The sequence below is a fragment of the Paenibacillus sp. PK1-4R genome, from assembly GCF_030369595.1.
In the GTDB taxonomy this organism is placed as follows: Bacteria; Bacillota; Bacilli; order Paenibacillales; family Paenibacillaceae; genus Paenibacillus.
The window spans coordinates 2,046,661-2,059,798 of the sequence record NZ_CP126535.1 but is presented as its reverse complement, the minus strand read 5'-3'; the positions used below and the strand labels follow the sequence as shown (position 1 = coordinate 2,059,798).

The 13,138-nt window shown below is 45.4% G+C and carries 12 protein-coding genes; 1 reads left to right on the top strand and 11 read right to left on the bottom strand.

What is annotated here, in order from left to right; all coding sequences use genetic code 11:
* Positions 1-33: 33 nt before the first annotated feature.
* The 3 genes from QNO02_RS09020 to QNO02_RS09010 are packed head-to-tail and all read right to left on the bottom strand — an operon-like array spanning position 34 to position 2,690.
* Positions 34-936: a carbohydrate ABC transporter permease gene (locus QNO02_RS09020; protein ID WP_289391845.1), complete on the bottom strand. Its 903-nt coding sequence runs from the start codon at positions 934-936 to the stop codon at positions 34-36.
* Positions 937-954: 18 nt separating this feature from the next.
* The gene (locus tag QNO02_RS09015; RefSeq protein WP_017689585.1) at positions 955-1,914 is read right to left on the bottom strand and encodes an ABC transporter permease; all 960 of its coding nucleotides are present in this window, start codon (positions 1,912-1,914) and stop codon (positions 955-957) included.
* A gap of 11 nt (positions 1,915-1,925) precedes the next feature.
* On the bottom strand, positions 1,926-2,690 hold the full coding sequence (locus QNO02_RS09010; RefSeq protein WP_076318319.1) for an alpha/beta hydrolase: 765 nt from the start codon (positions 2,688-2,690) through the stop codon (positions 1,926-1,928).
* A gap of 472 nt (positions 2,691-3,162) precedes the next feature.
* Here QNO02_RS09010 and QNO02_RS09005 point away from each other — a divergent pair, with 472 nt between their 5' ends.
* Positions 3,163-4,080: a serine hydrolase domain-containing protein gene (locus QNO02_RS09005; RefSeq protein ID WP_289391844.1), complete on the top strand. Its 918-nt coding sequence runs from the start codon at positions 3,163-3,165 to the stop codon at positions 4,078-4,080.
* Positions 4,081-4,180: 100 nt separating this feature from the next.
* Here QNO02_RS09005 and QNO02_RS09000 read toward each other — a convergent pair whose 3' ends face one another.
* From QNO02_RS09000 to QNO02_RS08965, 8 genes are all read right to left on the bottom strand, one after another.
* Entirely contained in the window at positions 4,181-4,435 is a 255-nt protein-coding gene (locus QNO02_RS09000; protein ID WP_036610032.1) for an AbrB/MazE/SpoVT family DNA-binding domain-containing protein, read from the bottom strand.
* Between the two features lie 167 nt (positions 4,436-4,602).
* Positions 4,603-5,070, bottom strand: coding sequence for a tRNA (uridine(34)/cytosine(34)/5-carboxymethylaminomethyluridine(34)-2'-O)-methyltransferase TrmL (gene trmL, locus QNO02_RS08995; protein WP_017689589.1), 468 nt, complete (start codon positions 5,068-5,070; stop codon positions 4,603-4,605).
* Between the two features lie 139 nt (positions 5,071-5,209).
* Complete coding sequence (gene serC, locus QNO02_RS08990) at positions 5,210-6,298, bottom strand: 3-phosphoserine/phosphohydroxythreonine transaminase (protein WP_091035043.1); 1,089 nt, start codon at positions 6,296-6,298, stop codon at positions 5,210-5,212.
* Positions 6,299-6,660: 362 nt separating this feature from the next.
* A complete protein-coding gene (gene glnA, locus QNO02_RS08985; protein ID WP_074094318.1) occupies positions 6,661-8,085 on the bottom strand; it encodes a type I glutamate--ammonia ligase in 1,425 nt (474 codons plus the stop codon).
* A 413-nt stretch (positions 8,086-8,498) separates the two neighbouring features.
* Positions 8,499-9,563, bottom strand: a complete 1,065-nt coding sequence (gene aroF, locus QNO02_RS08980; RefSeq protein ID WP_036610039.1) for a 3-deoxy-7-phosphoheptulonate synthase — start codon at positions 9,561-9,563, stop codon at positions 8,499-8,501.
* Between the two features lie 292 nt (positions 9,564-9,855).
* A complete protein-coding gene (locus tag QNO02_RS08975) occupies positions 9,856-10,809 on the bottom strand; it encodes a 4-hydroxy-3-methylbut-2-enyl diphosphate reductase (RefSeq protein WP_133385915.1) in 954 nt (317 codons plus the stop codon).
* Positions 10,810-10,876: 67 nt separating this feature from the next.
* Positions 10,877-12,337, bottom strand: coding sequence for a sensor histidine kinase (locus QNO02_RS08970; protein ID WP_289391843.1), 1,461 nt, complete (start codon positions 12,335-12,337; stop codon positions 10,877-10,879).
* Between the two features lies 1 nt (position 12,338).
* A complete protein-coding gene (locus tag QNO02_RS08965) occupies positions 12,339-13,028 on the bottom strand; it encodes a response regulator transcription factor (RefSeq protein ID WP_091014684.1) in 690 nt (229 codons plus the stop codon).
* Positions 13,029-13,138 lie beyond the last annotated feature (110 nt).

Below are 13,138 nucleotides of genomic sequence, written 5' to 3'. Positions count from 1 at the left end.
GTAGAATTTTATTGCAAAATCCTATACGTATAATCAGGTCTTGATTGCCCCTGTTAATACCCCTTTGGCAAAGTGTTTTTGCAGCATTGGGAAGAAACACATAATTGGTACCATGGTGACAAATACGGCTGCCATCTTCATGCCCATTGAGAAGTTGCTTGCCTGGGCAGCATCCACACTGGATGCATTGGATGCATTCGTCGTAGATGTCACGATAATATTTCGGAGTACATTCTGGAGCGGTAACTGATCCGCTTTTCGAAGGAATATCATCGCATCATACCAACTGTTCCAGTAAGCTACACCGTAGAACAACGTGATTGTAGCCATAATTGGTGTAGCCAGCGGAAGAACAACAGAGAACAAAATTCTCCACTCTCCGGCTCCATCCAGTCTCGCCGATTCCATGAGTGATTCAGGCAAGGTGTAGAAGTAGTTCATCATCAGAATCATGTTAAAAGCACTAAAGCTTCCCGCCAGGATAACAGACCACAGCGTACCAGTAAGATGAAGTGATTTCATGATCAGGTACAGCGGTACGATACCACCATTAAAGATCATGGTGAACAGTACCAGGAAAAATATAAATTTCTTAAACGGAAATTTGTTGCGACTAAGGCCATATGCCATGCTTGTTGTCAGGAACAAGCTGAGTGGCAAGCCGATGACTAGCAAAATAATTGTATTTTTGTACCCCGACAGAATCGTTCCGTCAGCGAACAATGCCTTGTAGGAATCCAATGTCCATTCTTTAGGGAACATCAAAAATGGATTGTCAGCATATTCTTTTTGTGTTGCAAACGAGATCATGATGACATTCCAGAACGGAATCAGGATCATCAGGGCAAGCACTAGTAATACGGCAAAGATAATGTAATCGAGAAGTGTCATTTTTTCTGTACCAATTCTCGGTTTTTTGTTAGCTTTCTTGCTCATCTCATTTTTCCTCCTCTCTTATCGGAACAAACCGTCTCCGCCAAGCCACTTGGCAAATCTGTCAGCAAGAAGCAGCAAGGCCATATTCACCAGGGAACGGAACAAGCTGACCGCTGTCGAGAATGAGAAATCGGTAGATGACTGGAACGTAATCCGATAGATATATACATCGAGTACTTCCGATACATTTTTGGTAGCGGCATTTGCCAAGTTGAAGATCTGGTCAAACCCGGAAGACATCAATCCACCAACCGACAGAATAAACATGATTGTGATGGTTGGAAGGATGTTAGGTAAAGTAATTTTGAACATCTGTTGCATACGGGAAGCCCCGTCAATCTGTGCTGATTCATACTGATCCTGATCAATACCGGAAATGGCAGCCAAGAATATAATCGCGCCCCATCCACTTGATTTCCAAATATCAGTCAACAGCAACATTGGTACAAAGTTGGATTCAGACCCCAGGAAGTTAATCGTTGGCAATCCGAGTAATCCGAGCGCGCTGTTTACCAGTCCGTCATATGCCAGCACATTGATGACTACCCCGGATACGATGATCCAGGACAGGAAGTGCGGAAACGTAAGAACGGTTTGGAACAATTTTTTCCCTCTTCGCATCCGCAATTCATTCAACAACAGCGCCAGAATGATCGGGAATGGGAACTGAATAATCAGTTTTAGAATATTGATGTACAGCGTACGCCATACTGCGTCGATAAAGGTTGGATCACGGAAAACATATTTGAAGTTCTCGAATCCGCTCCATGGACTTCCCCAGATGCCCAGGTTGGCTTTGTAATCTTTGAATGCCAGAGACAGGCCACCCATCGGCATGTAGGCAAACAGGATTAGCCAGACAAGCCCCGGAATAAGCAGGGTGTATGTCATTCGGTGCTTCCAGATTTCAGTCCAGAGCGAATTGCCCTTCACGTTTCCCTTCAGCTTTTTGCTAGGTCCTTCGGCTGCAGGTTTCACATTGCATCTCCTCACTCTACTATGGTCTTGTCGTTGTACAGAAAATCAAACATCGTTCTCAGGTGGTGCTCCCAAAATCTCCATTCATGAGCCCCCGGCGTCTCCACATACCGAAAATCAAAGGCAGTCCCCTGCATGTATTTCGCATAGTCGCGATTCATCTCTACGAAGGGGTCACTATCGCCACAGCAACTGAGGATATCCGGTAAAGGAACACCCTGTTCCAGCAACTTGGCCGACAGTGCGTAAATATCCTGATCGGCTTTCACCTGTAAACGTTCTCCAAAAACCGCTTTCATTTCCTTGATCATGGTCGCTGGCATATGGGGATCATGAAGTCGTGTCTGGATATCCGTTACGCCGGATAGAGACACTACTTTGCGATATCGCTCTGGATAAGTTAGTCCACATTTCAGTGCACCATATCCACCCATGGATAAACCGGCGACGTATGTTTTCTCCGGATCAGGATTCAGATTGAGCAGACGCTTGCATATTTCAGGTAACTCCTGCGTGATGTAGTGGAAGTAATTCAGGCCGTATTCCATATCGGTGTAGTAGCTTCGATTCGCTTCCGGCATAATGATGGTACAGCCATATTGGGCTGCATACATCTCAATTGTAGTTAACCGCTGCCAGGTACTCGCATTATCGCCTGCCCCGTGCAACAGATATAGTGTACCGCCTGAAGTCTCTCCGGAGTCACTGGACACAACATGTATGCTGGTGTTCATGCATAAAGTTGGCGATCCAGTTTCGATCGTTATATGTGCCATAATGTAACCCCTCTCATCATCGCCTGCTGTCTTTACTCATTCGTTTCTCTGGCGTTGGATTGCAGGCTGTTGTAGATTCCCTTGTATTACGATGGGTTATCGAAACTATTTTCTCGAATCGTTTCAAAACATAGCCAACGTTGATTCACATGGACTTCATTACAACACTTTTAATGTGGAAGCGATTTCTTCGAATCGTTTCGAATAAATCATAAGCCCGATGAGTAAATCCTGTCAATAACCTTTTTACAAATTTCGCGTTTTTTTCTCGAAAAAATGCTTTTTTAAGTCTAAATTTGCATCGAAAGACACTATTATTACGAAAAAATGAAAATTTAGTAAGTGCTATTACAACTTTAATTGACACCAAACCAGGTTTATACTAACATGAGTTCTGATTTTGCATTCGAATTACGGAAACGTTTCACCAACCGATTTTACTCAGGTTTCACCTGATATTAGGGAGGTTAATATGTCTGAGCAACTCAAAGGTTTCATTCATACGATTACTGAGCAAAAATTGAACGTTTTTTCCATTCGCATATTACAAAAAGGGCATCTGCTTGCCCATTGGGACCGGGATAAGGATCAGCGCAGGGTACAACATTCCATCAGTAAATCCTTCACGTGTATGGCCGTTGGTCTTGCGCTTGAAGAAGGTCTGTTACATCTGGATGCGACACTTGGTGATTATTTCTCTTATGATCATGTACCAACTGCACAGCGCAATCTTCCATCGCCGCAGGAATTGAAACTGCGTGATCTTCTCCGAATGTCTTCGGGCCATGACTCTCCCCCTCTTTGGGCTGATGAACGAGCTTCATTGACCGAAAAGGACTGGGCGAAATATTACATGTCGCTGCCTCTGGACCGGCTACCTGGAGAACAATTTACATATAGCAGTGGGGATACATTTATGATCTCAGCCATGCTACAGGCTGCTACAGGCCAAACCGTGAAAGATTACCTGACTCCACGGTTATTTGATCCACTTGGCATTCATGATGTAGAGTGGGAAACCTCTCCATTGGGGGTAACACTTGGCTGTGCAGGTCTTTGGATAAGCAATGAGGAACTGAGTCGATTTGGACAGTTACTGTTGCAGGAGGGCTTTTGGGAAGGCAGACAGCTTGTACCTGCGGATTGGATTCGACAGGCTACGTCCCAGCAAATCGAAACGACTGGAGACGGTGATTGGGGAAAAGGTTACGGCTATCAGTTCTGGATGTGTTCTCATGGCGCTTATCGCGCGGATGGAGCCTATGGTCAATTGTGTATCGTAATTCCCTCAAAGGAAGCTGTCATATGTATTAATAGTGAGGAAGAAAATATGCAAGGCATCCTGAATGCCGTATGGAGTGAGGTTTTACCTATATGTATTCAACCTTAGATTTCATACTCTTCTTTTATTCATATGGAACTGAACCATGCACTGGATACTGAAAACAAAAAAAACGCCACGGGGTTAATAAACCCCATGGCGTTACTTCTTATCCGTGTTGTGGAAGCTGAGTCATTTCATCTAAACATTGTGCGCATATGTAACGCTCTTTGAACTCGTTGACTTCCTCGATGGATCCGCAGAAAATACATTTTGGACGATATCTCTCCAAGATAATATGGTCCCCTTGTACTAAGATTTCTACAGGATCTCCCTCATTCATTTGATACCTTTTACGCAAAGATTTAGGCAATACGATCCTACCTAATTGGTCAACTTTGCGAACTACTCCAGCTGGCTTCATAGCTACGGCACACCTCTCCTATCTTACTCTAAATTTCTAGGTACATTTGTACTATGTTTATAGATTCGCCAACATTTTGTCGAATCCTGCTGGAAATAAACATTTTTTGTCCTTTTTTTTGAAAAATGTTTTTTTACCGAATTCTAGCCGTCATTTATAACCCGGATTTATCCTTCTAACCCCGGAAAATTAAGCTGACGCAGTGCTTCATACACAATAATTGCTGCCGAATTGGACAGATTTAATGATCTAACATCACCAGTCATTGGCATTTTCATGCATGTATCGGGATTCGCAGCAATTAATTCAGGTGGCAGGCCTTTAGTCTCTTTACCAAAAACGAGGAAATCCCCATCCTGAAAATTAAAGTCACTGTATCGGTTCTTTGCCTTCGTAGTTGCGTAGAAGAAGCGACCTTCCGGATATTTTTCCTGAACCTCTGCAAATGAGTCGTGGTATTCAATATGAACGGCATGCCAGTAGTCCAGCCCTGCCCGTTTCAATGTAGCATCATCTGTTCGAAATCCAAGTGGACGCACGAGATGCAGATGGGTACCGGTTGCCGCACAAGTACGCGAAATATTTCCTGTGTTCGCCGGAATTTCTGGTTCAACCAGAACGATGTGTAAAGCCATATGTGTTCAATCTCCTTTTCATTTCATGTTGACGACAACCCTCTAATCTTAAAGAAAAGCCCTCCACACGTCAATGTGGAAGGCTCTGGTAAGGCACAGGATAAGACACGAAGGTCCATTACACCGTACCCTATACTAATTATCCATTTGTCTTCTGGAAGTGGCTCATAAAGTCTGTCAGTGCCTTAACACTCTCATAAGGAGCAGCATTATAAATGGAGGCACGGAGACCACCCACACTGCGATGTCCTTTCAGACCTACAAATCCTTCTCCCTCCGATGCCTTGATGAACTTTTTCTCCAGTTCCTCAGAAGCAAGACGGAAGGTTACATTCATCAGGGAACGATCTTCTGGTTCCACACAACCACGGTAGAAATCGCCGGAAGCGTCAATTGTGTTATAGAGCAATTCCGCTTTTTTCGTATTTTTTTGCTCAATACCAGCCAGTCCGCCCTGTTCTTCAATCCATTTCAATACTTCATTCACCATATATACCGAGAAGGATGGCGGCGTATTGTACAGGGAGTTGTTATCTACATGTGTGCTGTAACGAAGCATGGTTGGAATCGTTTTAGGCGATTCGCTCACCAGTTCCTCACGAGCAATTACAACCGTAATTCCGGATGGACCCAGGTTCTTCTGTGCACCCGCGTAGATCATGCCAAACTGATTAAGATCAAATGGTTTACAGAAAATATCACTCGACATGTCCGCAATCAGAGGTACTGAACCGGTATCCGGGAACGACTTGAATTGCGTACCTTCGATCGTTTCGTTGGAAGTCAGATGTACATAAGCCGTACGTTCTGGCAAACTCAGATTCGAAACATCCGGCAATTTCATGAACTTCTCTGCTTCTGAAGATGCAGCAACATGTGTCTCGCCAATCAATTTCGCCTCAGACAGAGCCTTTTTGGCCCAGCTGCCAGTCATCACGTAACTTGCAGTCTGCCCTGCACCGAGCAGGTTCATTGGCAACATCGCGAACTGAGTGCTTGCACCGCCCTGCAGAAAGAGAACCTTGTATCCTTTTGGATTGCCTAGAAGCGACAACAACCGCTCCTGAGCTTCATTATGTACAGACTCATACACCGCTCCACGGTGAGACATCTCCATAATCGACATGCCTGTATTACGAAAATCTACAAATTCCGCCTGTGCACGCTCCAGTACCTCAAGTGGTAACGCCGCAGGTCCTGCATTAAAGTTATACGCTCTTTTTGTCACAAAATCCCCCGCCCTTTCCATCCGTAACTCTGACATACAAACAGCATTTTGCACAATTCGATTAGAATCGCTCACGGGTATAAGATATAGACCAATCGAATCATTTTGATCTATATCTTACTTATTGAAAGTCGATCTATGGATTTGCGCAAAATGCACTCAAAGTGAATATTATCGCTATGATATCAGTATTCTCTATCTGCTTCAAGGGCAATATGCACTGAAGTGTTGAATTCAGGTCATCAAATTCCTTTATCACCCTGCAAAGTTAAAGCACTACATTGTTTAATTCAAGGAAAAGCCTCCGAGAACGTGTCCCGGAGGCTTTAAGTTGGAACAAGAACTGTTCCGACCCCAACCGATTAGCAGTCGAAGTAGAGGCTGTACTCGTGCGGATGAATGCGGATCGCTACTGCTTTTGCTTCATCACGTTTGAGGTTGATGTAGTTTTCAATGAATTCTTTTGTGAATACGCCGCCTTCAGTCAAGAACTCGTTATCAGCTGCCAATGCATCAAGTGCTTCTTCGAGAGAAGCTGGCACACTGCGGATGTTTTCTTTATCTGCATCAGACAGGTCATAGATGTTTTTATCGAGCGGACCATATCCAAGCTCAGTTGGGTTGATTTTGCGTTTGATTCCATCCAGACCAGCCATCAACATTGCGGAGAATGCCAAGTATGGGTTAGCTGTGGAGTCTGGTGTACGGAACTCGATACGACAACCTTTTGGTGTCACTGCTGCAACTGGAATACGAACTGCTGCGGAACGGTTACCTTTGGAGTAAACCAGGTTAACTGGTGCTTCGTAACCAGGTACAAGACGTTTGAATGAGTTTGTACTAGGGTTAGTCAAAGCGATCAGTGCCGGAGCATGGTACAAGATACCTCCGATATAGTGCAATGCCATTTCACTCAGGTTAGCATATCCCGCTTTGTCATAGAACAATGGGGAGTCGCCATCAAAGATGGATTGGTGAACGTGCATTCCGCTACCATTATCACCGAACAATGGTTTTGGCATGAAAGTTGCTACTTTACCATATTGACGTGCAGTGTTGTGCACGATGTATTTGTATGCAAGCAGGTTATCTGCTGTTTTCTTCAGTGTATCAAAACGGAAGTTGATTTCGGCTTGACCCGCTGTCGCCACTTCATGGTGATGACGCTCGATCGACAGGCCTGCTTCTTCCAAAAGGCGACACATTTCGCTACGAATATCTTGTTGTGTATCCACTGGCGCTACTGGAACATATCCACCTTTAGTGCGAACTTTGAAGCCCAGGTTTCCGCCTTCTTCTTTGCGGTTAGTGTTCCATGAAGCTTCTTCGGAATCTACATAGTAAGAAGAGCTGTTCGTGCCGCTCTCATAACGTACATCGTCGAAGATGAAGAACTCGGATTCAGGTGCGAAGAATGCCGCTGTACCTACACCGCTCTCTTGCAAATAAGCTTCTGCTTTAACAGCGATGCTGCGTGGGTCACGCTCATAACGCTCGCCATCCGGAGTGAAGATATCACACATAACATTCAATGTAGGGTGTGCAGTGAACGGATCGACATAAGTCGCTTCAGGATCTGGCATCATAACCATATCGGACTCTTCAATTCCGCGGAAACCTTGGATAGAAGAACCGTCAAAAGCTACTCCATTTACGAACGTGTCTGCATCAACAGCCGAAGCTGGCAACGAGATGTGATGTGCACGACCAGCTAAATCTACAAAACGAAAATCTACCCACTCGATGTTGTTCTCTTGAATTGATTTCAATACGTTTTCAACCGACATGTATTCGTCCTCCCAAATATTCCGAACATTAAACAACCCCACTAAGAAAATGTCTAAATTCGAATTTTTTTCTGTCGTCATTATAAATTTTAAAACATGACATCGTCAATACTTATGTAAGGTATTTTTTGAAGGGATGTTAGATATACTCACACTTTATAAATAACATAAATTCATATAACAACTAGTTTCATATACATTTAACTGGTTTAATGCGGTAAAGCGACCTCTATTTTAACCTAAATCATGGAAAAAACTTCACATCATAAATGTTTCTTATCACTATTGATTAATAAATACGTTCAAAACTGCAAAATATGCAAAAAACCGAGCATCTATCTGATTCCGTTGCAATGAACGAGATCGGAGGAGATGCCCGGATGATGATCCAGACCTTGACTATGAAATTCTTATTATACGCCTACACGTGCCGGGAAAAATTCTGCCGGTTGTTTGGCTGTGCTGAATGATTTACCCACGATTGGTGCCAATTTCTCCAGATCCTGCAACAGGTTGGCGAATTGGTCAGGGAACAAGGACTGCACACCATCTCCTGTCATGGAGTTATCCGGATCGGTATGCATTTCAATGATCAGTCCATTGGCGCCCGCAGCAACGGAAGCTTTTGTCATCGGCTCCACTAGTTCACGTCGTCCAGTACCATGACTTGGGTCAGAAATAACCGGCAAATGGCTCAGAGACTGCAGAACAGGGATCGCTGACAGATCCAGCGTATTCCGTGTGTAGGATTCAAACGTACGAATACCACGCTCACACAGCATGACATTTGGGTTACCACCCGCAAGAATGTACTCAGCCGCATTCAACAATTCATCGTATGTCGCACTGAAGCCACGTTTCAACAATACCGGTTTGCCACACTCACCCAATTTGCGGAGCAGATCAAAGTTCTGCATGTTACGTGTACCTACTTGCAGAATATCGGCGTACTCGGCGCAAATATCCACATACTCAGGTGTCATGACTTCTGTAATGGTCAGCAGATCATGTTTCTTGCCTGCTTCTGCCATCATGATCAATCCCTCTACGCCCGTTCCCTGGAAACTGTAAGGACCCGTACGCGGCTTAAATGCACCTCCACGTAACACTTGCCCACCAGCAGCTTTCACAAGCCCGGCAATCTCATCAATCTGGGCAGCGGATTCAACCGCACATGGTCCGCCCATGACAACAAGTTCTTTTCCGCCGATATCTACACCTTTGATGGAGATCACCGTATCTTCCGGATGGAAGTCGCGGCTTGCCAATTTGTAGGACTTCGAGATTTTAACGACATTCTCGACACCTTTCATTTGGCGAAGATGCTCTTGCATTTTAGGTTCAACTTTTCCAATCAAACCAATGATAGTACGATCCTCTCCGCGAGAGATATGCACCTGAAGCCCTTCTTTTTCAATAACTGCAACGATATCCTGAATCTGTTCCTCCGGCGTAGCCTTGCCTGCAATAACGATCATATTAATTCCCATCCTTCCTTGTATGAGAGCACCATTATTTCTTAATGTGCGTCTGATTAAATATAAAAACTCTGTCGCGCTTAAACGCTTGTTCGCTTTTAAGCTTTTATCCGTTAAAGTGAATATAACATAGTTCTCCTATTGCGTCAAGGTACACATTCTTTATCCCTATATCAAAAAGAACCCTGCTCCACAGGCTCCGACATTCGGATCTGCGTAACAGGGTTCTTCTCATTCACAACTCGTTTTTAATTCACATACACGTAGACTTACATTTTACATTTCTTTCGCCCTATGGTGTACGTGTTTTTTCTCGAACTGGAGGCAGCAGTTTGCTCATGTTCACGGTACGTTTGATCTCCCACGTCTCCGGCTTGTCATGTTCATACTGCTCCAGATAAAGGATGACTTCCTTCGTAATCGGTGTTGGTGTTGATGCACCCGAAGTAACCGCCACCTTATTTACACCTTTCAGCCATTCTTGCTGAATCTCGGAAACATCGGATACACGGTAGGCCGTAACCCCGGCGATCTCCTCCGACACTTGTGCCAGACGATTAGAGTTATTGCTGCGAGGATCACCCACCACGATAACCAGGTCCGCTTGACCTGCCTGTTCAGCAACAGCTTCCTGACGAACCTGAGTTGCGAGGCAAATCTCATTATGAATCTCTGCGCCCGGAAACTTCTCCAACAGACGGCTCATAATGTGTTTGATATCCCACTGGCTCATCGTTGTCTGATTCGTAATAAGGATTTTGCCCGGAGATACGCTCAGTTCTTCGATCTCTTCTTCCTTCTCGATCAGATGAACGAGATCTGGTGCAACACCTACGGCACCTTCTGGTTCAGGGTGATTCTTTTTGCCGATATAGATGATCTGATAACCCTCTGCCGTCTTCTCCCGAATGAGATCATGGGTCTTGGTGACATCAGGGCATGTTGCATCCACTGTTGTCAATCCTTTGTCCCGTGCCAACTTGCGCACTTCAGGAGATACACCGTGAGCTGTGAAAATAATCGTGCCACTCTCCACTTGGCTCAAAATATCCATCCGGTTCGGACCATCCAATGTAATAATACCTTCATCTTCAAAGGAATCCGTCACATGTTGGTTATGCACAATCATACCCAATATATAAATAGGTCGTGGTAAATCCAGATTGCGTGCCGCTTGACGCGCGAGCACCATCGCATCCACAACGCCGTAACAATATCCCCGCGGCGAAATTCGTAGTACTTCCACTTGGTTGCCACCCGCTTTCTTTCTCGGCAACGTTGCCGATGTAATTGCAGTCCTGTCTATTATACCTTTATTCGATAGGCGGAGCAAAGACAACCGGCAACCAGATAATAAAGGTGGTTCCTTCTCCACGTCTGGTCACAACCTCAACCGATCCATGGTGTTCCTCAATAATCCACTTCGCAATCGAAAGTCCCAGACCTATGCCCGGTGTAGCCCCGCGGGATTCATCTGCCCGATAGAAGCGATCAAAGATGAACGGCACTTCGTCCCGATCCATCCCAATACCGGTGTCGCTGATGCGTAATCCCACCTGGCCTTTGTATAATACGGCATCCAGCGTCACGGAGCCTTCAGGTGTGTATTTAAATGCATTTTCGATGAAGATAAATAACATCTGTTGCAGATAGTCCTTGCTACCGTTCACATAAATGCCGTTAAGGATGGAAAAATCTCCCGGAAGCCAATCTGCCTGACGATCCAGAAATTGTGCTCTGCGTGCTACTTCCTGTACGAGAATCTGCAGCGGGATCGGATTCAGTTCAATTTTCTGACCCGTATCCGCTCTCGCCAGCGATAACATGTCGCTGATCAGCCTGCTCATACGTTTTCCCTCGTCCGCCATGTCTTCAATGGCTTCCAGCGACATTTGTTTGACGGTCTCCTCATCCAGATTCGGTCGGTCGGTTCCCTCCTGATCCCATAACTTCTTCAGGAAGTCCACGTTCCCGCGAATGGTGGTCAGCGGCGTACGCAGTTCATGCGATGCATCGGATACAAAGCGGCGCTGGGCAGCATTCGTCTCCTCCAAACCGCGGAATGACAATTCTGTACGTTCAAGCATATTATTCACCGTTTCAATCAGACGCCCGATCTCATCCTTCGGCCCAGCATATTGAATACGTACACTTAAGTCATCTCCCGATTGAATCTGATTGGCGGCATCAATGACAGTCACGAGCGGACGCATCGACTTGCGAGCCAAGACGAGACCTGAGGTAATAGCGAGGGCCATCGCTACCAGCCAACCAAAAACCAAAATATTAAGCAACGCTTCCAACAGGCGCTCCTGTGAACTTACATTCGCACCAACCTGAAGAATTCCACGTACTTCATTGGTACCCTGAAGAGAAAGGGGAAGCTGATTCACCAGAAACGGTGTCCCATCCACATAGATCTTGGATATGCCACGCTTTTCAAGAATTTCATTGGTTTTTAATACCGGAAACTGAATCCCTAATTTCTTCATATTGCCGGAAATTATGCCCGAGCGGCTCTGGTAATCCCAGAGTTGAATATAGATTTGTGCCTCCTGAAGCTGACTCTCTGTAAATGGGTCCAGATCCAACGACTGTGAAAGAGGATTAACACCGATCTGCTCCGTAATCCGGGTACTCTTCACCTTCAATTGCTGTTCGACTTCCTGATAGGAGTTAAAATAAACAAAGGCATAAATTACAACGCCCCAAAAGATAAGAACAGCCGCCAAAATGCCAGAATACCATGCGGTTAGTCTTAACCGGATGGACATATCAGGAGTCACCTCTCAGGATATAGCCGGCTCCCCGGATGGTCTGGATTAGACGCTTGCCACCGTATTCTTCGGTCTTCTGTCTGAGCATGGCAATGTACACTTCAAGCACATTAGACTCACCGCTGTAATCATAACCCCAGATTTTATCCATAATCAGATCACGGGAAAGTACCCGTCTTGGATTTTGCATGAACAGATTCAACAGTTCGAATTCTTTGGCAGTCAGCTCCAGACGCTGCCCATCTCGCAATACTTCACGTGAGTCATTGTCCAAAATGATATCTTCATACATTAAGCGGTTGTCCGGCGTACCCCCACTATCTGACTTGCGGCGCAGCAATGCACGGACACGTGCCAATAATTCTTCCAGCGCAAAAGGTTTTACAAGGTAGTCATCTGCTCCCGTGTCCAGTCCGGTCACGCGGCTCTGCACTTCATCCTTGGCCGTCAGCATCAGCACAGGCACTTTACTGCCTGCTTCTCTCAATCTGCGACATACCTCAAATCCGTCAATCTGCGGCATCATCACATCCAGCACAACGATGTCCGGCTCCTTGTCCATCAGTTTGCTGAGGCCTTCAGCTCCGTTGGAAGCCGTCTGTACCTCATATCCTTCAAAAGCCAGCCCCCGGCGGAGCATGGATACAATTTTTTCGTCATCATCCACAATCAAAATAGTTGAGCGCATGGTCTTTCTCCTTTATCCTAACGTTTTATCCCATTGTAACAGGCAGAAGCACAATCTGCATCTTCAAGTAGGCGGACTCCAATCCGTACTAGTCCATTGAACCTTGCCCC